Source organism: Streptomyces sp. NPDC094143 (genome assembly GCF_040303825.1).
Classification (GTDB): Bacteria; Actinomycetota; Actinomycetes; order Streptomycetales; family Streptomycetaceae; genus Streptomyces.
Genome location: NZ_JBEOTZ010000012.1, coordinates 18,570 through 39,638 on the forward strand (window position 1 = coordinate 18,570; position 21,069 = coordinate 39,638).

Sequence of the window (21,069 nt, forward strand, 5' to 3'; positions counted from 1 at the left end):
GCCTAGCGGATGTTCGGGTCGAAGGTGAAGATCACCAGCGTGCCCAGCAGGATGGTGAACACCGTGGCCGTGTAGAGCAAACCCTTGAGCCACAGCCGGGTGTTCGCGCGCTCCGCGTAGTCGTTGATGACCGTGCGCAGGCCGTTGGCGCCGTGCAGCATCGCCAGCCAAAGCATCAGCAAGTCCCAGACCTGCCAGAACGGGGACGCCCAGCGGCCCGCCACGAAGGCGAAGCCGATCTTGGAGACGCCGCCGTCCAGCACGAGCTGGATCAGCAGGTGGCCGAGGACCAGCACGACCAGCACGACGCCGGACAGGCGCATGAAGAGCCAGGCGGCGAGTTCGAAGTTGCCCCGGGTGCTCTTCGGAGACTTCTTGGTCCGCTTGCGCGGGGCCTCGATGAAGGGCGCCGGGTTGTCGACGGTGTAGACGGCGCCACCCTCGACGGGGCCGACGCCTGCGGCGGTCTTATCGGTCGTGGACATTGGCGTCAGCTCCCGAACAGTTCACGAGCGGCGTGGCCGAGGACGGGGTAGATCGCCCCGAGCATCAGCACGACCCACAGGGCGACGACCGTCCAGAGCATCTGCTTCTGGTAGCGGGCGCCCTTGATCCAGAAGTCGACGGCGATGACACGCAGGCCGTTGAGCGCGTGGAAGAGGATGGCGGCGACGAGGCCGTACTCCAGCAGCGCGACGATCGGCGTCTTGTACGTGGCCACGACCTTGTCGTAGGCCTCGGGGGACACCCGCACGAGAGCGGTGTCCAGCACGTGGACGAACAGGAAGAAGAAAATGAGGACGCCGGTGACTCGGTGAGCCACCCAGGACCACATTCCTTCCCGGCCGCGGTACAGCGTTCCAGCCGGCACGGAAGTTTCCTCCGGGAGCGGTGATTGGGGCCGCGCCGGCTTTCCTTGTCGGTCGGGCCCGGCCGGGTACGGTCCACCGGCCCCCAGCATCGTAGCGAGGCGCTGCCGCTGGGCTGAGCGGGGGTCCCTGGGTGTGATCAAACTGGCACGCAAAGGGGTACGGGTGGGCTAGTGCGGCCCGGCGCCGTGCGGCGTCCTGTGGTGCCGGGTGCGGGCCGTCAGTGGCTGATCGCGCAGTTCCCCGCGCCCCTGAGGGCAGCCAGTAGGCGTCCCCTGGCCAGGCGCCGGAGTTCCTCGGCCGTCACCGCCCGCTCCTCCTCCGGATCGTTCGTCAATCGTGACCGGATGGCCTCCAGGATGCGGTCGAGCACCTGGGAGGGGGACAGGCCGTCCAGACAGATGACGAACACGTGTCCGAAGCGGGCCTCGTAGGCGGCGTGGGCCGCGTCGAGGGCCGTGTGGGCCGCGGAGTACGTGTCCGGCGGCAGCGTGGGCAGCGGCTCGGCGGCCAGCGCCTCGGTGAGGTCGGCCCAGGTCAGGTCGTAGGCCGCCTCGTCGGCGGCGGCCAGCAGGGAGTCCAGGTCCGGGTAGGGGCGGTGGTCCGCTACGCGGCGGGCCCAGCGGCGGCTGCGCAGGCAGGCGAGGAGGGTCTGCTCCAGGTCCTCCGCCGAGGCCGCGTTGAAGTGCTCCACCGGTATGGCCAGTCGGCCGGGGAGGTCTGGGAGACGGTGCGCGGGCAGCGTGGGTCCTCGTGGGCGTCACGTGTGTCGGCAGGGCAATGTTGTGAGAGTTGTGACGTCACGCTATCGAGTGCGACCACGGCGTGTCCGACGGATGCCCGAATTTCACCCGGGGGAGAGAGTTTCGGAACGCGTGGTGGACGCGTGTGGACGCGCGCCGGGGCGTGCCGGGTCTTAGGTTGGGCGTGTGAGTCAGCACAGGCGCCGGGCTTCGGCGAAGCAGGTGAGACAGCGGCAGGTGCTGGTCGTGGCCATGGCGGTAGCCCTGGTCGTGGTCGCGGCCGGGGTGAGTCTGGGGCTGTGGGCGGCCTCGGGCGGCGACGGCGGGTCCACCGGGGCGGAAGCGAGATCGACCCCCGGCGGGGCCGCGGCGGCCCCCACCACCACCGAACCGGGCACGAGCCCGAGCCGCTCCTACGCCCTGTCCGAAACGCCCCGCACGATCCCCGCCGTGCGCGACCACACCCCCGCCCGCGGCCCGGGCTGGAAGCCCGGGGACGGCGAGCGCGTGGTCGTGAACGACCCCGCGCTCGCCGACGAGGGGCGGCTGATCGCCGGAGAGCTGGGGCTGACCTACGCCGGTGAGAAGGACGACGACCGGGACGGGGATGTGCGGCTGTCGCTGGCGGCGAAGAAGGGCGCCAACCCGGAGTCGTACGTGATGACCGTGCGCGACGGGCGCGTCGAGATCAGCGGGCCCGCCGAGGCCGGTGTCTTCTACGGCACCCGCACGCTCAAGCAGGAGACCCACGACGGCGGCACCGCCCCCGAGGGCGTGGTGCGCGACGAGCCGGCCAAGGAGCGGCGCGGGTTCATGCTGGACATCGCGCGCAAGAACTTCACGGCCGGCTGGATCGAGGACCGGATCCGTGAGCTGGGCGACCTGAAGTTCAACGAGCTGGGGCTGCACTTCTCCGACGACCAGGGCTTCCGGATCCAGTCCGACACGCATCCGGAGGTCGTCTCCGAGCAGCACCTGACCAAGGCGCAGGTGCGGAGGATCGTCGACCTGGCGGAGAGCCGGCACATCACCGTCGTGCCCGAGATCGACTCGCCCGGGCACCTCGGCGCGGTCCTGGACGCCCACCCCGACCTGCAGCTGCGCACCGCGCAGGGGTCGGCGGTGCAGGGCGCCATCGACATCTCCAAGCCGCGGAGCGCCGAGATCGTCGACGACCTGCTGAACGAGTACGCCGGCCTCTTCCCCGGCAGGCCCTGGCACCTGGGCGCCGACGAGTACCAGGCGCTGGTCCGCTCCGACCCGGAGGCGTCCTTCCCGCAGCTGGCCGCCGCCGCGCGGGAGAAGTACGGCTCCGGCGCCACGATCGCCGACCTCACCACCGGCTGGCTGAACGACCGGGCCGCCACCGTGCGGGGGCACCAGCGGGTCCCGCGCGCCTGGAACGACGGCTTCTTCCGCGGCGGCTCCGTCCAGGCCGACAAGGACATCCAGGTCGCCTACTGGACGGGCAAGGAGATCGGCGCCCGGCCGCCGCTGGAGTACCTGCAGGCCGGCCGCAAGGTGATCAACTACAACGACGAGTTCCTGTACTACGTGCTCGGCGAGCCGCAGACCTTCGTCTATCCGACGGGGCAGCGGATCTACGAACAGTGGACGCCACGCGTGCTGCGCGGCACCGCGGCCGTCCCGGAGCGCTACGACGGCCAGATCCTCGGCGGCTCCTTCGCGGTCTGGTGCGACCTGGCGAACTCCCAGACGCAAGCCCAGGTCGCGGCCGGCATCCGGCTGCCGCTGCGGGCGACCGTGCAGAAACTGTGGGACCCGGACAGGCCCGAACTGTCCTGGGCCGAGTTCCGGGCGCTCGCGGACAGGCTCGGCTGAGTCCGCTCGAATTGGCCCATACGGCTGCGAACGCCCGTACGGCTGTGGTGGTCTTCTGACGCGAGCCGAATCGAATATGCCGGGGGGAACCGGAACATGGGCTACTGGGGATACTTCGTCGTCGGCCGGGGGGAGCGGCCGCTCGCCGGGCTGGACGCGCTGGCGGGCGCGGCGGACCGGATGACGCGCCACACCTCGGCACCGGACGGATGGCAGGTCTGGGAGTACCCGGGCGGCGAGGGCGACGTGGGGAACATGAACGCCCTCGCGGACGAGACCGGCGCGCCCGCGCTGTTCGGGTACGTCATGAACAGCGAGTGCGTGGTGCTGGAGGCCGCCGCGCCGGAGAGCGGGGCGTGGACGACCTGCCTCGCCCGGGCGGCCATGGCCGGGTACCTGGGGGCCGGGCAGGAGGGCCTGACGCTGGAGGACTACTTCCTCGAACCGGACGACGCCGCCGAGCGCGCGGTGCGCTGGGCCGCCGAGGCCGGGCACGAGGTGGACGCCGGGGCCCTCCTGGACGTACTCACGTCAGACCCCGATCCCCTGGCCGAAAACTTGCTGTTCCGCTTCCTCGACAGGCTGGGCGTGGTGCCCCTGTGACACTCCGGGGCCGTCGCACGCAGTAAGGGGAAGTGCGGGTTCCGTGAGGGGTATGGGCTGAAAGCGGCCTGGCAGGGCCCCGGAGACGGTCCGCGGAGGGAGGCGTGGATGAGCCTGGTGGAGTTGATCGCACAGGCCGACGAACGCGGGCTGGCCGCGAGCGGTCTGGCTTGTTTGGATCGGTGCGTGCCCCTGCTGGGCGGCGACGACGAGACCCTGCGGCCGCTGTGGGCGAGCCTCACCGACGGCGCCGGCGCGGCCGAGTGGGGCGAGCGGCTGGAGCAGGCCCGGGCGAAGCTGGACGCCGTCGACGACGGGGACGAGGCGGTCGTGCTCGCCCACCGGATGCTGCGGGCCGCTCCCGCCGAGCGGTCCGCCGCCGCGGTGCGCGTGTGGGCCGACGCCTGCTCCGTCGCCGCCCTGCAGATCCACCGGCTCCTCGACCCCTCCGAGGACGGCACCTCCTCCGTCTCCGCCCGCCGCGAGGGCCGTACGGAGGGCATGTCGCCCCTGGTCGCCGCCGAACTGCGCCGGCAGGTCGTCGTCCTGGAGGTCCTTGCCGGACACGGGCAGGCCGGGCTGCGCCGGGCGCTTGAGGTGTCGACGGAGGGGCGGCGGGTGCTGCGCGCGGTGGTGTCGCGCCGCAACCGGCAGCAGGGCTGAGACAGGCCAAACCCCCGATCCTGCGAGAGTCCTGTGACCGTCCTCCGGGTGAGGTGGGGCGGTCCTGCGCCGCTTCGGGGCAGCCGCCGGGATCCGGGTGACGAAACGCTTCTCCTGAGCGCTCTTGGGGATGTGACGACTCAAGCGGAGACCAGGCCGTCGGCGGCGGCGAAGCCCCTGCGGTGGGCGGCGGACACAGTGGCGACGATGCGCGAGGGGGCACGGCTGCGCCTCGACTACTCGGCGCAGAGTCTGTGGAGCGTCGACCGGATGATCGAGGAGATCCGGCGCGAGGGAGCGCCCTTCGCCGCCGTCGAGACGGTGCTGCGCGGCTTCGGCGCCTACGCGGGCGAGGTGATGGCGCGTCAGGCCGGCGCCGAGTGGTGGGCGAGCGGCGGCGACCACTGGATCCGCACGCCCGACGGGCGCCTGTGGGACCCGATCGACGAGGCCCGCCGCGCCTACGCCGGGCACGGCTCGCTGCGGCTGCTGTGCCGGGACGCGGTGAGCGGCACGTCCCGGCCGTAGCCTCAGCGCCCGGACGGCTCCGGCGCGAACGGGTCCGTCTGCGGCGGGGCGGGCTCGGTGGGGTTGCCGGCGTCTCCGGCGAGGGTGCGGATCTGGGGCAGGTCGTCGTAGAGGTGCTGCCCGGGGCACTCGGTCGGGTAGCCGTCGCGGTGGCCGGAGATGCGGTGCATCGTGACCTTCTCGCCCAGCTCGTACTTGCCGTTGTCCGCCCCGGCGGTCAGCACCACCGTGCCGGTCGGGTCGATGCCGTACAGGCCGAGTTTCCACGCCGCGACCTTGGCGACCGACTCCCGGACGGCGGCGTTGGCGGTCATCGCGGAGTAGTCGCCGAGCACCGAGACGCTGCTGGTGTCGGTGTTGAAGCCGTAGGCGTGCGCGCCGAGCACGGGTTTGTCGATGCCGCCCGCGCGGCCTTCGAAGACGGTGCCGCACTTGTCGACCAGGAAGTGGTAGCCGATGTCGTTCCAGCCGTTGCTCATCACGTGGTACAGGAACACGCCGCGCACGATCGACGCGGACTCCGAGCACGCGTAGTCGTTGGTGCCGGCCGTGTGGTGGACGAACACCGCCTTGGTGTCGCCGGTGTAGGTGGGCGGGTCCTTCACCAGCGACTCGTCGGCGCCCCAGGCCGAACGGTCCGTGACGGCGGGACGGTCCGGGGCGAGCGGTCCGGCGGCCGGGGGGACGACGCCCGGCTCCACCACGTGCACGGCGTGGTCCGGTCCGCCGTCGGGGTCGACCAGTTCGACGCGCAGCCCCTCGGGCAGCCGCTCGCCCGAGACGCGCACCTGGACGCCGTCCGACGGCCCCGCCCACAGCGGCTGGGTGGCGCCGCGCACTCCGGCCCGGGCGCGGTCGGGGCCCGTCTCGGGCATCCGCGCATCGGTCTCCAGGGGGCGCCACGCGCTCCACGCACCGCTGTCCCGTGAGCGGGTGCGCACGTGGGCGGTGCCGTCCAGGGCCTCGTGCGGGTCGTCCCAGGTGATGCCGAGCAGACTGAACGGCTCGGTGGTGCGCGGGGCGAGGGCCCTGTCGTGCGGGTCGCCGTCCGGCACCCGCAGGGTGTGCACGCCGTCGGAGGAGGCGGCGAGAGCGGGCCGGGCCGGGCCGAGGGCGCCGAGGGCCAGGGCCGTGACGACGGCGGTGCGCAGCAGAAGGCGTGTCATGAGGGCTCGTCTCCGGTCCACTTGCGGGGCGGCGGGATGTCCTGACCGTCCTTCCCGCCTGCCGGGGCCGTCCGTTCGCCCGCCGGGAGAAATCCGGCGAACGGAGGACGACCGAAGGGCCCCGTGCACCGCGCGCACCGGGCCCTGTCCTCAAGCGGAGATTCGGGGTGTCACGGCGTCAGGTTCTGCCCGCCCTCGGGGGTGCGACGGCCGGTCCGCTGTGACACTTCTCGGCCGCCCGGCGCTGATCTGCGTGGAGGACGTGGCACGGACGCGCCGCGCTCGGTACGGACGAGGACGGTTCTTGGGCCAGGGAGGGGAACCCCGGCGCGGGCAGGCGCACGACGGGGAACTGGGCGCGGCCGTCGCGCGGGCCCAGGACGGTGACGAGGCGGCCTTCGCGGTCGCCTACCGGATCGTGCAGCCGGGCCTGCTCGGCTACCTGCGCGGCCTGGTCGGAGAGGACGCGGAGGACGTGGCCTCCGACGCCTGGCTGGAGATCGCCCGGGACCTCGGGCGGTTCGAGGGCGACGGGGCCGGCTTCCGGGGCTGGACGGCGACCATCGCCCGGCACCGGGCGCTGGACCACCTGCGCCGCCAGCGCGTACGGCCCCGGTCCTCCGCGCTGGAACAGGACGTCCTCGACCTGCCCGGGCCGCACAGCACGCACGACCAGGCACTGGAGTCGCTGTCCACCGCGCACGCCCTGCGGCTGGTCGGCGGACTGCCGCAGGACCAGGCCGAGGCCGTGCTGCTGCGGGTCGTGGTGGGACTCGACGGCCCCGCCGCCGCCCGCGTCCTCGGCAAGCGGCCGGGGGCGGTGCGCACCGCCGCCTACCGGGGGCTGAAACGTCTCGCCGCCCAGTTGGGCGTCGAAGGTGTGACGGATGAGGCGCGCCGGACGCTGGGGGAGTCGAAATGAACGGCGTCGGCGGCCCGGGGGCAGCCGCCGGGGCCGCCGCCCTGAACAGGGCGGACGGGCGAGACGTATGGATGGGGCCCGGGTCACCGGGCCGGCCGGCCGGGTCGTGGGCACACGGCCGGCCGTGCGGTACGCGTGGATCGAGCAGGGACGGAACCGGACATGGGTGAACATCGAAGCGACGGCGGGCTCCCCGGCCGTCGGCAGGTGCACCCCGCGGACTCCGCGCACACCCGCCGGGCCGTGCCGGACACCGGCGAACGGCCCGCCGGCCACGCCCGGACCGCCGGGCCCGGCAGCCCGGGCCGCCCCGGCTCCTCCCCGGCCCTGCGGGAGGCCGAGCTGGAGGCGCTGCTCGCCGCCGTTCTCATCCGCGACGGCATCGACGCCGAGGCCGAGCAGCGGGCCGTCGCCGCGTTCCGGGCCGCCCGGGACGCGGGCGCGCACCGGGCCGGCACCCGCCGCCGGGACGACTGGCGCTCCCGGGAGCGCCGGCTTCGCGGGCGTTCGCTGAGGGCCACCCTCTCCGTGCTGCTCGCCAGTCTCACGCTGGGCGGTGTCGCCGTGGCGGCGATCGGCTCGGTGGCGTCCACGGACGATCCCGGCGAACGGGGCCGCACACCCGCCGTCACCCGCGCCCCCGGCCCCTCGTCCGGCGGCGCCACCGACGGCCCGGCCGGCTCCGGCTCCGCCCGCCCGGACCACCCCGGCACGGCTCGGGACACCGAGGCGCACTGCCGCGCCTACGAGCGGGCCGGCGGCCGGGGCAAGGCCCTGGGCGCGACGGCCTGGCAGCGCCTCGTCGAGGCCGCGGGCGGCGAGAGGAACGTCACGGCCTACTGCGCGGAGCGGTCCGCCGGTGCCCAGGACGAGCCCGGCGGCACCGCCGCACCTGACAAGGGCAGCGGAACTCCCGGCTCCGGCAACGCGGGCGGTGACCCCGGGAACGCGGGCAACGGCTCGGGCGGCGACAGCCGGGGCACGGGCGCCGGGGGCAACGGCAGGGGCGCCGGGGAGAACGGTGCGGGCGTCGCGGAGAACGGTGCGGGCGCCGCGGAGAACGGTGCGGGCGCCGGGGGCAGTGGCGCGGGCAACGGCCGTGGCAGCGACGGCGGAGAGCCTCGCACTGAGGGGCGGACCCAGCGCCCCGACGACCGCGGCCGTCCCTGACCCGGTCGGCGATGTGACCTGGCGAGCCGTACGGGCAGGTGAGCGGCTGCCGCGTGTCCTACCTGCCATCCGCCCTCGACTGCCGCCTGTCGTCGGGTGGTTCCTGCACGGCGGCCGTCCCGGACTTCCTCACACCTGTGATGACGGTCTGTGCGGTGTTCGAGCTGACGCTCGCCTTGATCGCCGTCGCCGAACGCCGCCGCACCACCGCACCCGAGTGTTCCGGGCGTTCCGGGCATTCCGGGAAGAGGGGCACGTGAGCGCCACCGCCGTCGTGGCGCTCCCGCAGTCACAGGCGCTGACTTCCGCTGCGTACGCCGCGGAACCGAAGGACTGCGCCTTCCCAAGGCCGTCCGCGCGGGCGTCGCACGCGCCGAGGCCCTCAACGAGCGACCTGGGCTGGAACCCGAGGGAGAAGAAGTTCCTGACCGAGTCCGCGGCGCTCGGCCTCGTCGGAGGGCTCGTGGGCACGAGGCGGGCATCGCGCGTCCCGCCCGTGGAAGCGCTGCGCCGTTGAAGCCGGGCGCGGTCCGGACGCGGTCGAGATCCCGCGGCGGTCCGGCAGTTGTGATGCAGCTCTCATCCGGCTGCGCGGCTCCTGCGGATCGGAACCGTCCGGCCGGCCGCCGGAGACGGCCAGGGCCGCCACCCCCCACAGGAGAGGCCCCGGCCGTCGCGCGGCACGGGCCGCGCGGCGGCCCGTACTTCCTACAGCGTCCGGTGTGCGTTTTCTGTCACACCCCTCCGTGTCACGGCTTCGTTGCATCTCGGGGGGACGTGGACGGCGAGTGGTTTCAGGTCGTAACGTGCCTTTCGCGCCACACCGGAGGCAGCAGGACCACCGCAACCACCTGCGGGCTTGTGAACCGCAATGATCAACGAGGAACGACGACGGCGAGAACCCGGGCCGCGGCAAGCGGCGCCGGCTCAGGCGCAGAAGGGCACGCGGTGCTGGGGGACGACGCGGAGCTGACCGCCGCGGTGCGTGCGGCACAGGACGGGGATGAGACCGCGTTCCGTACTGTGTACCGCGCCGTGCACCCGCGGTTGCTCGGATACGTACGGACGCTCGTCGGCGAGCCCGACGCCGAGGACGTGACGTCCGAGGCATGGCTGCAGATAGCCCGGGACCTGGAGCGGTTCACCGGCGACGCGGACCGGTTCCGCGGCTGGGCCGCCCGGATAGCCCGCAACCGCGCGCTGGACCACATACGCATGCGCGGGCGGCGGCCCGCCATCGGCGGTGACGAGACGGAACTGACCGGCCGCGCCGCCGAGTGCGACACCGCGGGCGAGGCCATCGAGGCGCTCGCCACCGACGGTACGTTCTCCCTGATCTCCCGGTTGCCGCAGGACCAGGCCGAAGCGGTCGTGCTGCGCGTGGTCGTGGGGCTCGACGCGAAGACCGCCGCGCAGACGCTCGGCAAGCGCCCGGGCGCGGTCCGCACGGCGGCGCACCGGGGCCTGAAGCGGCTCGCCGAGCTGCTGGGCGACAATCCTCAGGCCGATCCGGAATCGGCCGGGGTGCTCGACGCCCTGCCGCCCCAGCGAGAACCGCGTGGCGGTGCGGTGACGTCCGCAGGTGTGACGCACAGCGTTGCGCGGACGCAGAAGGATGTGTGATGGCCGACGAGCAGTACAGGTGGCTGGACCGCGAAACGGCGGAGCGTTTGCTGAGCGGAGAGCCACCGGAAGCTGTCGACGGCGCCCACCGCGGCGAGGCCGAACGGCTCGCCAGGACACTCGGCGCGCTGTCCGTGCCACCCCCGCCGACCAGCGAGGAACTGCCCGGTGAGGCCGCCGCGGTAGCCGCTTTCCGCAAGGCCCGCGAGGAACGCGCCGACGCGGCGACCGCCTTGGCCGCCATCCGTGATCAGGCCCCCGCCGGGACCGCCGACGCCGGGCTGGTCCGGATCGGCCGCGCGCGCGGCCGCGGCCCGGGTGGCGTCCGGCGCTCCCGCCGGGTCCGTCCGGCCGGCCTGGCGCTGGCCGCCTCGCTGGCCGTCGGCACCGTCGGCTCAGTCGCCGTCGTGGCCGGAACCGGAGTCCTGGGGGCGCCGTTCGGCGGCGAGGAGACCGACCCCGGCGCCTCCGTCTCGGCCGCCACCACTCCTCCCGAGCGCCCCCTGGTCTCACCCTCGCCGACCGGCGCCGGGCAGGGCGAGGGTGCTCCCGGCGACGACGCCCCGGACAGCGCCGCGACCGGCGGCGCCGGTGACCCCGGACGGAACGGCACCCGCGAGGACACCACCGGGAAGGGCGACGCCCGGGAGGACCGCCCCGACAGCCGCGAGGCGATCGCCCGGGCCTGCCGCGACCTGCGCGACGGCAAGCACTTGGACGACGACCGCACGCGCGTCCTGCGGAACGCGGCGGGCGGCACGCGCGTGTGGAAGTACTGCAAGGGCGTCCTGTTGATGGCCGGCCCCCGCTCCGGCGAGCCGGACGACAAGGACACGGGGCAGGGGCAAGGGCAGGGGCAAGCGCAAGGGCAGGGACAGGGGCAAGGGCAAGGCCACGGCAAGGGCCGGGACGGGCAGCGGGACCGCGGCCAGGACAGCGAGGCGGACAAGGCGGAGGGGAAGGCCGAGCGCAAGACCGACCGGAAAGCCGACCGGAAAGCCGACCGGAAAGCCGACCGGAAGGCGGGGCCGCAGGCCGGGGTGAAGACGGCCGACGTCGCGGGCGGCGTCGGCCACAGCCGCGCCGGGCACTCCCTTGCACCCCTGCGACCTGCGGTTTCGTCCTCCGTGAAAAACCCTTGGCCGAGGGTGTGACGTTTTCGGCCGCTGCGGCGCAGTAATGAGTGAGCCGACTGGTCATCGGCCGTCGCACGGAGCCGGGGTTCCCCCCGTACCTACGGCTCGTGCACCTGAGCGCGGGCGGGACACGTTCCCCCGGTCCCGCCCGCGCCCCGAACCCCTCTCCCCCGTCTCACCAGGACACGACGACCTTGTCGCCGTTGCGCACCTGCGCGTACAGGCTCGCGATCGCCGCCTCGTCCCGGACGTTGACGCAGCCGTGCGAGGCGCCCGCGTAGCCCCGGGCGGCGAAGTCCGCCGAGTAGTGCACGGCCTGGCCGCCGCTGAAGAACAGGGCGTAGGGCATGGGGGAGTCGTAGAGCGTCGACACGTGGTCGCGGGACTTCCAGTAGACGGAGAAGACGCCTTCCCGCGTGGGTGTGTACTCCGAGCCGAAGCGGACGGCCATCGTCGACAGCGTCCGCCCGTCGACCATCCAGCGCAGCGTCCGGCTGGTCTTGTCGATGCACAGCACCCGGCCGCCGCGACAGCGCGCATCCGGCGGATCGGCCGGCTGGCCGCCCATCAGATACAGCTCCCAGCGGCCCGGCTCGCGGGTCATCCGCAGCAGCCGCTCCCAGGTGACGGTGTCGGTCCGCCCGGTGCGCGGCAGCCCGCGCCTGCCCTGGAAGCCGCTGACCGCCCGCTCGGTGGCCCCGTCGTACGTCCCGGTCGGGCCGTCGAACAGCCAGGCGACCTGCCGGAGCCGCGCCTGGAGCTCGCGGACGTCCCGGCCCGTGTCGCCGCGCGACCACAGCACGCGGGGCGCGGCCCGGGGCGTGTCCCCGGAGGGCGGGGCGGCGCTCGGCCGGCCCTCGCCACCGCCGGCGGGGCTGCGCGCGGGGGACGGCGTGCCGTCGGGCAGCTCGATGCGCACCGGCGAGCGGCCCTTGCCGTCGTCGCCGGGGGTCTGCACGGTGCAGCCGGTCAGCGCGGCCAGCACGGCGACCGCTGCCGCTGTCGATCTCCCCATGCCCGTGGTACGCACACGGCCCCCCGTCGTCTCACCGGTCCGCCCGGATGTCACCTGAGATGTTCCCCGGGCGTGACCCGCCGCGAACCACAGGGCATGGTGGTGAGCGAGGTCACTGCTTCCGGGAGGCATCCACCATGGCACGCGAGTCGGAGTCGGGACTGCCGATCGAGCCGGTCTACGGGCCGCAGGCCCTGGACGGCTGGGACCCGGCCGAGAAGCTGGGGGAGCCGGGGGCGTACCCGTACACGCGGGGGGTGTACCCGACGATGTACACCGGCCGGCCCTGGACGATGCGCCAGTACGCCGGGTTCGGTACGGCGACAGAGTCCAACGCGCGTTACCGGCAGTTGATCGCCCACGGCACCACGGGGCTGTCGGTCGCCTTCGACCTGCCCACGCAGATGGGCCACGACTCCGACGCGCCGCTCGCGCACGGCGAGGTCGGCAGGGTGGGCGTGGCGGTCGACTCGGTCGAGGACATGCGGGTGCTGTTCGGCGGGATCCCGCTGGAGCGGGTCTCGACGTCGATGACGATCAACGCCCCGGCGGCCGTCCTGCTGTTGCTGTACCAACTGGTCGCCGAGGAGCAGGGGGCCGGGCCCGGGCAGCTGACCGGCACGATCCAGAACGACGTCCTGAAGGAGTACATCGCCCGCGGCACGTACATCTTCCCGCCCAAGCCGTCGCTGCGGCTGACCGCGGACATCTTCCAGTACTGCAGGGCGGAGCTGCCGCGGTGGAACACGATCTCGATCTCGGGCTACCACATGGCCGAGGCGGGTGCCTCGCCCGTGCAGGAGATCGCCTTCACCCTGGCCAACGGCATCGAGTACGTACGCACGGCGGTGGCGGCCGGGATGGACGTGGACGACTTCGCGCCGCGGCTGTCGTTCTTCTTCGTCGCGCGCACCACGCTCCTGGAGGAGGTCGCCAAGTTCCGCGCCGCACGCCGGATCTGGGCCCGGGTGATGCGCGAGGAGTTCGGGGCACGCAACCCGAAGTCGCTGATGCTGCGCTTCCACACCCAGACCGCCGGGGTCCAGCTCACCGCCCAGCAGCCGGAGGTGAACCTGGTGCGCGTCTCCGTCCAGGCGCTGGCGGCGGTGCTGGGCGGCACCCAGTCGCTGCACACCAACTCCTTCGACGAGGCCATCGCCCTGCCCACCGACACATCCGCGCGTCTCGCCCTGCGCACCCAGCAGGTCCTGGCCCATGAGACCGACGTGACGGCCACCGTCGACCCCTTCGCCGGGTCCTACGTCATGGAGAGGCTGACCGACGACGTGGAGGCGGCGGCGCTCGACCTGATGGGCCGGGTCGAGGAGCTGGGCGGGGCGGTCGAGGCCATCGAGCGCGGTTTCCAGAAGGGCGAGATCGAGCGCAACGCCTACCGCATCGCCCGGGAGACCGACTCCGGCGAGCGGGTCGTGGTCGGTGTCAACCGCTTCCGGCTCGACGAGGAGGAGCCCTACGAGCCGCTGCGGGTCGACCCGGCCATCGAGGCCCGGCAGACCGAACGCCTGGCCGCCCTGCGCGCCGAACGCGACCGGCAGGCCGTCACCACCGCCCTCACCGCCCTGAGGAAGGCCGCCGAAGGCGACGACAACGTCCTGTATCCGATGCGGGAGGCGCTGCGGGCCCGGGCGACGGTGGGCGAGGTGTGCGGGGCGCTGCGGGAGGTCTGGGGGGCGTATGTCCCCTCGGACGCCTTCTGAGCGGCGGCGGAAGCCGGTGAGCACCGGGTCCGGAGCCCAGGGCTCCGTGCGACACTCCCTTCCATGTTCGGTGTCATCGATCTGCCCACCTACCTGGCGGGCCTCGTCCTGATCATTCTGCTGCCCGGCCCCAACTCCCTGTACGTGCTGTCCGTGGCCGCCCGCCGTGGCGTGCGCGCCGGGTACACCGCCGCCGCGGGCGTCTGGTGCGGGGACACGGTGCTGATGACCCTGTCCGCGGCCGGGGTCGCCTCGCTGCTGCAGGCGAACGCCGTGTTGTTCGGGATCGTGAAGTACGCGGGGGCGGGTTATCTGACCTGGCTGGCGATCGGCATGCTGCGCGCCGCCTGGGGCATGTGGCGGACGCGCGGGGAGCGGACCGCCCGTGACGAGGGCGCCGCGCCCGCGGAGGAGCGGCCCTTCCGGCGGGCCTTCGTCGTCAGTCTGTTCAACCCGAAGGCGATCCTGTTCTTCGTCGCCTTCTTCGTGCAGTTCGTGGACCCGGCGTACGCCTACCCGGCCCTGTCCTTCGTCGTCCTCGGCGTCCTCGCCCAGCTCGCCAGCGTGCTGTACCTCAGCGCGCTGATCTTCGGCGGCACCCGGCTGGCCGCGGCCTTCCGCCGCCGCAGGCGCCTGTCGGCGGGGGCGACCTCGGCGGCGGGCGCGCTGTTCCTGGGGTTCGCGGTCAAGCTGTCGCTGGCGAGTTCGTGACGCCTCGCCGCCAGGGGCCGAAGCGGGCCAGGTGGCCGGGGAGCCCGGCCGCCGTGTCGCCCGCCCAGCCGAGGTAGCCGTCGGGGTGGACGAGGTACAGCCCCGGCGTCCGACGACCCGCCGTCAGGACCGCCTCGCCCGGGCCCGCCGTACGGCCCGGGTGACCACGGGCGGCAGCAGGTCCCTGACGATCCGGCGGGTCCGGGACGGGGCGGGACGGGCCGGACGCGCGGCACGGGCCTGGGCGACCTCGGTGGCGGGAGCCTGCACGGGGACGGGTGCCACGTAGTGCCGCGAGGTCGGGAAGGGCGGCGGCTTGATGCCCCGGGAGCGGGTCCGGATCAGCCGGTGCCCGGCCGCCTCCTGCACGCTCAGACCGACGTCCGTGCGCTGACGCAGCATCCGCAGCAGGTCCTCCTGGAGCGGCTCGGGATCGCCCCAGGTGCCGTACAGCTTCTGCGTGCTGAGGCAGACCGGCCGCAGACCGCGGTTGAGGACGGCCTCCCAGGCGGCGACCGAGACGCCCGGCGTGTGCTCGGAGCGGAAGTCGTCGAGGACCACGATGCCGTCGGGCCGCAGGATGTCGTGGGCCGCGCCGATGTCGCCGTGGACGTGCTCGTACAGGTGCGAGGCGTCGATGTGGACGAAGCGGCAGGTGCCCGGGGCCACTTTGGCCGGCACCACCGAGCTGGGGGCGGCGATCACCGTCGGCAGGGTGTCGTGGAAGGAGAGGTAGTTCCGCTCGAAGGCCTGCCGGGTCAGCGAGGAGTACGACTTCGCCGCCTCCGCCTGGTTGGCCCCGTCCGGGGCGTCGCCCTCGAACAGGTCGCAGACCGTGAACGTCTCGCCCGGCTGCAGGTGGTGGCCGAGCAGGATCGCGCTCTTGCCCAGGTAGACGCCGATCTCCAGCAGGTCGCCGCGGGTCCCCTGCTTCTGCTGCCGTTCCAGGAACCAGGTGAAGAGCATCTGGTCCAGCGCCGGGAACCAGCCCGGGACGTCCGCCAGTTCGCCGGGGTGCTTGTCGGTCGCTTGCGCGTTGGTCATGAGACGAGCCTTCTCTGTGAGCGTTGCCCGAACCGACGGTGGGTTGAACGGCCCGTGAACAGCTCAGCGGGCCTTGGCCAGCAGCTCCCGCAGCCGCGGTGTCAGCGGCTTCTCCACATACTTGTTCAGCAACCACGCCAGAAGCAGCATCGACGCCACCGTCAGGGAGAAGGTCACCGCCGACGGCAGCCCCAGGCCGCGGTGCAGGGCGTGGATCACCACCCAGCCGAGATGCTCGTGGACCAGGTAGAACGGGTACGTCAGCGCCCCCGCCACCGTCAGCCAGCGCCAGTTCGCCCAGCGCAGCCAGCCCAGCGCGATCGCCGCGACCGCCACGAAGCCGAAGGTGACCACGAGCATGATGCCGAGCGAGGAGCGGTACGAGAAGCCGCCCGCCTCCGGTGCGTGCCACAGGTCCTGCACCGCGTAGTGCTGCCCGACCAGGAAGCTCACGGCGACGATGCCCCAGCCGTAGACGTCCCGCCGGTCGAGGTGGACGAGGTACAGCCCGACACCGCCGATGAAGAAGGGGGCGTACTCGGGCATCAGCACGATGTCGAGCAGCGGCATGTGCGCGTTGTCGGCGACCACCGCGGCCAGCGTCCAGGCCGCGCAGAACATGATCACCCGGCGCCGGGTGGCCCCGGGCAGTACGACGCACAGCGCGAACAACGCGTAGAAGCGGACCTCCGCCCACAGCGTCCAGCACACCCCGAGCACCCGGTCCACGCCCAGCGGCATCTGCAGCATGGTGAGGTTGACCAGCGCGTCACTCGGCGAGACCGCCTCGTAGGCGACGACCGGCAGCGCGAAGACGGCCGTGACGAGCAGGACCGCCACCCAGTAGGCGGGCAGCAGCCGGGAGGCGCGGGAGGCGAAGAACGACCTCAGCGGCCGGCCCCAGCCGCTCATGCAGATCACGAACCCGCTGATCACGAAGAACACCTGCACGCCGAGGCAGCCGTAGGCGAGGAACTCGTGCAGCGTGGGGAACTGCAGCTTCGGCGAGGAGCCCCAGGCCTCGGCGACCTCGCCGTCGCGCCCGCCGTAGTGGTACGCCGCGACCATGAGCGCGGCCACCAGCCGCAGGCCGTCGAGGGCGCGCATCCGGCCTGCGGACCTCTCCCGGCGCCGTGGCACGGTCGTGGCGCCCGGTGGTTCGACCGGCACGGCGGGACCGGGCCGGGGCTTGCGGGGGCTGACGACCGTCTCGGTCACGCTGGAAACCTCTGTGTGGCTCGTATGTCCTTTACCTGGGCCGCCTGTGCGCGGGCAGGGCGCCTGTCACCCTAGGACGAGAGTTGACGGAATCGTGTTCGATGGCGACAGGCTTCGCCTGCCGGTTTCCATGGGTTCATCTGGATGTCGCCGTGACCGGCGGCCGGGCGCACCTTCTTCAGCGGCGTACCGCCTTGTTGCGCAGCGCCCGCGCCCGCCGGACCACCCGGCGCGCCGTGGAATTGCGCGGCAGGAACGCCAGCCGCTGCGGAATTCCCCCGGGCAGTCCGAGCGAGGTGAGGCGGCGCTTCTTGAAGTAGCGCCGGGTGCGCGGACCGAGGTGCCGGGCGAGGAACTGCTCGGCCTGGTCACGCAGCTCCGGATAGATCTGCGGCTGCATGGTGAATCCGACGGCGGTGAGCAGACCGGGCAGCCGCTCGGCGGGCAGGACGTCGCCCTCCGTGCCGCTCTCCAGGCCGGGCAGCAGTGCGTCCGCCAGGGTGGTGGGGACGCGGTTGCTGTTCTGGTAGGGCGTCAGCCGCTCCAGCAGCAGCTCGGTGCCGATGCGGGCGACCGGCAGGTCGTAGAAGGCCGACGCCGTGAACAGGGCGGTGGAGAAGCAGCCGACGACCAGCGCGGGCCGGGCGCGGTCGAAGAGGACCTCGGCGAGGACGGGCGTGTCCAGCACGGTGAGGTCCACGCCGAGCTTCTCCGCCTCGGTCTCCAGGGCGCGGCTGTAGCGGGCCGGGGCGGTCGGGTGGGGTTTGAAGACGACGGTGCGGTGGCCGCGGGCGACGGCGCCCCGCATCATCCGCACGTGCAGGTCCTCCTCCTCCTCGGGGGAGAGGATGTTCAGCGCCGACAGGTACTGGCCGAGCAGCAACGCCGAGTCGCCGGGCAGGTGGGGCAGTTCGGGCACGGTCTCGGTGACCTCGCCCAGCACCTTCAGGAACGCGGGCGTCGGCACCAGGTGGGCCGGCACGCCGAACTCGGTCAGCAGCATCGGCGTGAGCCCCGGCACCAGGTCCAGGTGGAGCAGCCGCCGCACACGGGTGCCGACCAGCGGGTCCAGCTTGTTGCGCGTGGGGCCGTAGCTCATCAGGCCGTCGGCGTAGACGTCGACGGGGGCGTCGGTGAACAACTGGGCCACCGTGAGCGCGGGCGCCACCTGGATGGACTCCAGGACCAGGCTGACGCGGTCGTCACCGAGGTTCCACAGCATCCGCAGGTAGCGCTCGAAGAGCGGCACGTCGTCGGCGCGCGGGGTCCAGGCCCCGGGGTGGAAGGGGCGGATGGCCTCGTTCCAGGAGAGCACCTCGTCGAAGTGCTCGCGCAGCGGCGCGAAGCCCGGCATCTCGTCCAGGGCCGGGGTGGTCTCCGGGGTCGCTGCGTTGTTGAACACCAGCAGCACCCGGCGGTCCGGCTCCTCGAACAGGTCCGAGTCGATCGCGGCGGCCAGGGTGGCGACGCCGTAGAGCGTCGAGGCGCAGAAGATCTGAGTGGTCCCGGGCATCAGGCGGCCGCTCCCGTCGTGGTCACCCGGCGGCGCAGCCGCCGCAGCTTGGACGCGCGGTCCATGTCCATGGCCTCCAGTGCGTCACGGAGCGCGTCCTGCGGCATCCGCTTGATGGCCGCCGCGCTCATCGACCGCAGCTGCCTCGCCACGGCCGGTTCGAACCTGTCTTCGTTGGAGAGGTGGTGGGCGATGATCGCGCAGTAGGTCCGCACCGCCTTGGGCAGCAGCCGGCCGGCCTCACGGTCCGCGGCCGTCTCCTCGATCACCTGGTCGAAGGCGCGGATGAAGTCGAGCTGGCGGACATCGCCGATCTGCGTCAGCGACGAGGCCACCCCGCGCCGGTAGAACACGCCGAGCAGGCTGACCACGGCGAACGACTCCGCCTCCCGGTGCAGCTTCCAGATCCACGGCCGGTCCTCGGCCGTGCGCAGCCCGTCGGTGAAGTGGAGCAGGCCCTTGTCGACCAGGCGGCGGTGGTAGGCGCCGGCCCAGGCGTAGGCGTAGTCCACCGAGGTGGAGCGGTGGGCCGGCAGGATCGCCTCACGCGGGTCGAACACCTCCCAGCGGCGCCCGACCGGCACCCGGTGCACGGACCGGGCGCGTGCGGTGGCCTGCACATGGTCGGTGCGCACGAAGTCGCACCCCAACCCGTCGATGGCGGACACCAGTTCGGTGAGATATCCGGGGGCGAGCCAGTCGTCACCGTCCAGGAACGTCAGGTACTCGCCCTGCGCCGCGTCCAGGCCGGTGTTGCGGGCGGTGGCGAGGCCGCCGTTCTTCTCGTGTCGGATGTAACGCACCTGCGCGACGTCCGAGAGCTCCTCGGCCGCCCGTTCGAGAATGGCCGGGGTTTCATCCTTCGAATGGTCGTCGACCAGGATGAACTCGAAATCGCGGTCGGCGTTCAGCCGAAGGCTTCTGAGGGTGTCCGGGGCATATTGCTGCACGTTGTAGAACGGCACGATCACGGAAAGCTTAGGCACCCGCAAAACGTTAGGAGCCCGCCCGGCAGCGGAACTTTCCGGTGAAGGTACACCGGGTGAACTCCATGTGTCAGAACGGTGCACCCCGTGTACTTACCGCTTTCCAGCGGGCCAGTTCGGCTCCCGGAGGGGTGTTGTTAACTTCTCGTTGAGTCGCGGTTCCGCCATACCTAGGATTCGCTTCCTAGCGTCATCGACGTGCCAGCAAGTACACCGAACCGCCCGCGCATCGCGGTCCTCGCGGACTCCGACACCCGATGGAAATGGGGTGCGCTGACCGCGCACCGCATCGCCCCGGGACCGTCCATGGAAACCGCAGCGCGTCAGGACGCGCAAGTCGGCCCCGTCCTCGACGGCTTCCTGCTGCGCGGCCGGGCCACGCCCACCCCGCGCCAGCTCCAGGAAGTGGGCGTGCGCGCCGACTCGCTGCGGGAGGTCACCGCGGTCGAGTTCCTGCGCGTCATGGCCGAGGAGTCCTACGACGTCCTCGTCCTGTCCCTGGTGGGCGGCGGTGTGCAGGCGATGCTGCACGGCCTCAAGCGGGTCTGGGAGGACCGCACCTCGCGGCCCGTCGTCGTCACCGGCTACGTCGGCGTCGTCTACGAGAAGCTCGCCGACGGCCTGCTGCTGCGCCACGGCGCCGACCTCGTCCTCGCCAACTCCCGTCAGGACGCGGAGCGTTTCCGGGCCGTGTACGAGGGAGTGGGCGCCGACGCCTCCTCGGTGACGGAGGTGGCCCTGCCCTTCCTCGGCGGCGCGTCGTACACCGGCGAACACGACCCCTCTGCGAAGCAAGGGCGCAGGCCCTACACGGTCGTCTTCGCCGCCCAGCCCTCGGTCCCCGAGAGCCGCAAGGACCGCACCTACCTGCTCGACCGGCTGGTGCAGCACGCCCGCAGGCACCCCGAGCGCGAGGTGCTGCTGAAGCTGCGCTCCAAGCCGGGCGAACACACCACCCACATCGAGGAACTGCCCTACCAGAAGCTGGTCCAGCGGCTCGATCCGCCGGCCAACTTCCGCCTCGTGTACGGCAACATGGGCGAGGTCCTGGACCGGACCGACCTGCTGGTGACGGTCAGCTCCACCGCCGCCCTGGAGTCGCTGCACCGCCGCATCCCCACGGTCGTCCTCACCGACCTCGGCGTGCGCGAGTCGCTCGGCAACCACCACTTCGTGGGCTCCGGCTGCCTCGCCTCCTGGGACCAGCTCGACGCCGGACACCGCCCGGAACCCGACAAGGAGTGGGTCTCCCGGCAGGGCGTGGTGGCCGACGGCACCTACGACTCCGCCTTCGACGCGGCCCGCGAGCGCATCGCCGAGCTGCTCGGCAGGCCCGGCGGCCTGCCCCCGCTGACCCCGTACTACACCCCCGCCACCGCCCCCGGCTACCTGCCCGGGATCCTCGCCCGCCACCACCTCGGCCCGGACGGCACGCCGCTGCCCGGCGCCCCCGCAGCCGACAAGGAGCCCGGACCGGTCCGGCAGATCGTGCGCCGGGCGGCGCGCGGCGCCTACCGGCACGGCGTGCAGCGCGTGGCGCCCGTCATCCGGCGGATGGGGGAGCTGTGAGCCGCCAAGAGACCCCTGCCCAAGGAGTAG

21 protein-coding genes are annotated in these 21,069 nt (G+C 72.9%); 12 read left to right on the top strand and 9 right to left on the bottom strand.

Annotated features, from left to right (window positions below; all coding sequences use genetic code 11):
- Nucleotides 1–2 precede the first annotated feature (2 nt).
- The 3 genes from ABTZ58_RS17480 to ABTZ58_RS17490 form a co-directional block, all read right to left on the bottom strand.
- Nucleotides 3–485 (bottom strand): succinate dehydrogenase hydrophobic membrane anchor subunit, encoded by a 483-nt coding sequence (locus ABTZ58_RS17480; protein ID WP_351356775.1) that lies wholly within the window; start codon nt 483–485, stop codon nt 3–5.
- Between the two features lie 5 nt (nt 486–490).
- Nucleotides 491–871, bottom strand: a complete 381-nt coding sequence (gene sdhC, locus ABTZ58_RS17485) for a succinate dehydrogenase, cytochrome b556 subunit (RefSeq protein WP_037670267.1) — start codon at nt 869–871, stop codon at nt 491–493.
- A gap of 218 nt (nt 872–1,089) precedes the next feature.
- Nucleotides 1,090–1,563, bottom strand: coding sequence for a 2-oxo-4-hydroxy-4-carboxy-5-ureidoimidazoline decarboxylase (locus tag ABTZ58_RS17490; protein ID WP_351356779.1), 474 nt, complete (start codon nt 1,561–1,563; stop codon nt 1,090–1,092).
- Between the two features lie 301 nt (nt 1,564–1,864).
- Here ABTZ58_RS17490 and ABTZ58_RS17495 point away from each other — a divergent pair, with 301 nt between their 5' ends.
- From ABTZ58_RS17495 to ABTZ58_RS17510, 4 genes are all read left to right on the top strand, one after another.
- Nucleotides 1,865–3,454, top strand: coding sequence for a beta-N-acetylhexosaminidase (locus tag ABTZ58_RS17495; protein WP_351357235.1), 1,590 nt, complete (start codon nt 1,865–1,867; stop codon nt 3,452–3,454).
- 96 nt (nt 3,455–3,550) lie between these two features.
- Entirely contained in the window at nt 3,551–4,057 is a 507-nt protein-coding gene (locus ABTZ58_RS17500) for a hypothetical protein (protein ID WP_351356782.1), read from the top strand.
- Nucleotides 4,058–4,165: 108 nt separating this feature from the next.
- A complete protein-coding gene (locus tag ABTZ58_RS17505; protein ID WP_351356785.1) occupies nt 4,166–4,720 on the top strand; it encodes a hypothetical protein in 555 nt (184 codons plus the stop codon).
- Between the two features lie 132 nt (nt 4,721–4,852).
- On the top strand, nt 4,853–5,248 hold the full coding sequence (locus tag ABTZ58_RS17510) for a hypothetical protein (protein WP_351356788.1): 396 nt from the start codon (nt 4,853–4,855) through the stop codon (nt 5,246–5,248).
- 2 nt (nt 5,249–5,250) lie between these two features.
- Here the strand turns inward: ABTZ58_RS17510 and ABTZ58_RS17515 are convergent, their stop codons facing one another.
- Nucleotides 5,251–6,414, bottom strand: coding sequence for a peptidoglycan recognition protein family protein (locus tag ABTZ58_RS17515; protein ID WP_351356791.1), 1,164 nt, complete (start codon nt 6,412–6,414; stop codon nt 5,251–5,253).
- A gap of 304 nt (nt 6,415–6,718) precedes the next feature.
- Between ABTZ58_RS17515 and ABTZ58_RS17520 the strand changes: the two genes are divergently transcribed.
- The 5 genes from ABTZ58_RS17520 (at nt 6,719) to ABTZ58_RS17540 (ending at nt 11,283) form a co-directional block, all read left to right on the top strand.
- Nucleotides 6,719–7,336 carry an RNA polymerase sigma factor gene (locus ABTZ58_RS17520; protein WP_351356793.1) on the top strand — a complete coding sequence of 206 codons (618 nt, stop codon included), beginning with the start codon at nt 6,719–6,721 and terminating at the stop codon, nt 7,334–7,336.
- 162 nt (nt 7,337–7,498) lie between these two features.
- Nucleotides 7,499–8,506 (top strand): hypothetical protein, encoded by a 1,008-nt coding sequence (locus tag ABTZ58_RS17525; protein ID WP_351356796.1) that lies wholly within the window; start codon nt 7,499–7,501, stop codon nt 8,504–8,506.
- Nucleotides 8,507–8,559: 53 nt separating this feature from the next.
- Nucleotides 8,560–8,766 carry a hypothetical protein gene (locus tag ABTZ58_RS17530; protein ID WP_351356799.1) on the top strand — a complete coding sequence of 69 codons (207 nt, stop codon included), beginning with the start codon at nt 8,560–8,562 and terminating at the stop codon, nt 8,764–8,766.
- A gap of 688 nt (nt 8,767–9,454) precedes the next feature.
- Entirely contained in the window at nt 9,455–10,129 is a 675-nt protein-coding gene (locus ABTZ58_RS17535) for an RNA polymerase sigma factor (RefSeq protein WP_351356802.1), read from the top strand.
- Nucleotides 10,129–11,283, top strand: a complete 1,155-nt coding sequence (locus tag ABTZ58_RS17540) for an extensin (protein WP_351356805.1) — start codon at nt 10,129–10,131, stop codon at nt 11,281–11,283. Before ABTZ58_RS17535 ends, ABTZ58_RS17540 begins: the two co-directional genes overlap by 1 nt.
- A 157-nt stretch (nt 11,284–11,440) precedes the next feature.
- Here the strand turns inward: ABTZ58_RS17540 and ABTZ58_RS17545 are convergent, their stop codons facing one another.
- Nucleotides 11,441–12,280 carry a L,D-transpeptidase family protein gene (locus ABTZ58_RS17545; protein WP_351356808.1) on the bottom strand — a complete coding sequence of 280 codons (840 nt, stop codon included), beginning with the start codon at nt 12,278–12,280 and terminating at the stop codon, nt 11,441–11,443.
- Nucleotides 12,281–12,417: 137 nt separating this feature from the next.
- Here ABTZ58_RS17545 and ABTZ58_RS17550 point away from each other — a divergent pair, with 137 nt between their 5' ends.
- Both ABTZ58_RS17550 and leuE read left to right on the top strand, forming a co-directional pair.
- Nucleotides 12,418–13,998: an acyl-CoA mutase large subunit family protein gene (locus ABTZ58_RS17550; RefSeq protein WP_351356812.1), complete on the top strand. Its 1,581-nt coding sequence runs from the start codon at nt 12,418–12,420 to the stop codon at nt 13,996–13,998.
- A gap of 63 nt (nt 13,999–14,061) precedes the next feature.
- Complete coding sequence (leuE, locus tag ABTZ58_RS17555) at nt 14,062–14,709, top strand: leucine efflux protein LeuE (RefSeq protein ID WP_351356815.1); 648 nt, start codon at nt 14,062–14,064, stop codon at nt 14,707–14,709.
- 123 nt (nt 14,710–14,832) lie between these two features.
- On the opposite strand, the gene ABTZ58_RS17560 is transcribed toward leuE, so the two are convergent.
- From ABTZ58_RS17560 to ABTZ58_RS17575, 4 genes are all read right to left on the bottom strand, one after another.
- A complete protein-coding gene (locus ABTZ58_RS17560) occupies nt 14,833–15,753 on the bottom strand; it encodes a class I SAM-dependent methyltransferase (protein ID WP_351356818.1) in 921 nt (306 codons plus the stop codon).
- A gap of 63 nt (nt 15,754–15,816) precedes the next feature.
- Entirely contained in the window at nt 15,817–16,971 is a 1,155-nt protein-coding gene (locus ABTZ58_RS17565; RefSeq protein ID WP_351356821.1) for an acyltransferase family protein, read from the bottom strand.
- Between the two features lie 178 nt (nt 16,972–17,149).
- Entirely contained in the window at nt 17,150–18,484 is a 1,335-nt protein-coding gene (locus ABTZ58_RS17570; RefSeq protein WP_351356824.1) for an alpha-2,8-polysialyltransferase family protein, read from the bottom strand.
- The gene (locus tag ABTZ58_RS17575; RefSeq protein WP_351356826.1) at nt 18,484–19,470 is read right to left on the bottom strand and encodes a glycosyltransferase family 2 protein; all 987 of its coding nucleotides are present in this window, start codon (nt 19,468–19,470) and stop codon (nt 18,484–18,486) included. The genes ABTZ58_RS17570 and ABTZ58_RS17575 overlap by 1 nt, the downstream gene beginning before the upstream one ends.
- Nucleotides 19,471–19,668: 198 nt before the next feature.
- Here ABTZ58_RS17575 and ABTZ58_RS17580 point away from each other — a divergent pair, with 198 nt between their 5' ends.
- Nucleotides 19,669–21,039, top strand: coding sequence for a DUF6716 putative glycosyltransferase (locus ABTZ58_RS17580; RefSeq protein WP_351356830.1), 1,371 nt, complete (start codon nt 19,669–19,671; stop codon nt 21,037–21,039).
- The last annotated feature ends 30 nt before the right edge of the window (nt 21,040–21,069 follow it).

Bases quoted from the DNA above. Each gene is read 5' to 3' on its own strand.
- ABTZ58_RS17480 (WP_351356775.1), bottom strand. From the start codon at position 485: ATGTCCACGACCGATAAGACCGCCGCAGGCGTCGGCCCCGTCGAGGGT.
- ABTZ58_RS17495 (WP_351357235.1), top strand. From the start codon at position 1,865: ATGGCGGTAGCCCTGGTCGTGGTCGCGGCCGGGGTGAGTCTGGGGCTG.
- ABTZ58_RS17500 (WP_351356782.1), top strand. From the start codon at position 3,551: ATGGGCTACTGGGGATACTTCGTCGTCGGCCGGGGGGAGCGGCCGCTC.
- ABTZ58_RS17505 (WP_351356785.1), top strand. From the start codon at position 4,166: ATGAGCCTGGTGGAGTTGATCGCACAGGCCGACGAACGCGGGCTGGCC.
- ABTZ58_RS17515 (WP_351356791.1), bottom strand. From the start codon at position 6,414: ATGACACGCCTTCTGCTGCGCACCGCCGTCGTCACGGCCCTGGCCCTC.
- ABTZ58_RS17525 (WP_351356796.1), top strand. From the start codon at position 7,499: ATGGGTGAACATCGAAGCGACGGCGGGCTCCCCGGCCGTCGGCAGGTG.
- ABTZ58_RS17540 (WP_351356805.1), top strand. From the start codon at position 10,129: ATGGCCGACGAGCAGTACAGGTGGCTGGACCGCGAAACGGCGGAGCGT.
- ABTZ58_RS17545 (WP_351356808.1), bottom strand. From the start codon at position 12,280: ATGGGGAGATCGACAGCGGCAGCGGTCGCCGTGCTGGCCGCGCTGACC.
- ABTZ58_RS17550 (WP_351356812.1), top strand. From the start codon at position 12,418: ATGGCACGCGAGTCGGAGTCGGGACTGCCGATCGAGCCGGTCTACGGG.
- leuE (WP_351356815.1), top strand. From the start codon at position 14,062: ATGTTCGGTGTCATCGATCTGCCCACCTACCTGGCGGGCCTCGTCCTG.
- ABTZ58_RS17560 (WP_351356818.1), bottom strand. From the start codon at position 15,753: ATGACCAACGCGCAAGCGACCGACAAGCACCCCGGCGAACTGGCGGAC.
- ABTZ58_RS17570 (WP_351356824.1), bottom strand. From the start codon at position 18,484: ATGCCCGGGACCACTCAGATCTTCTGCGCCTCGACGCTCTACGGCGTC.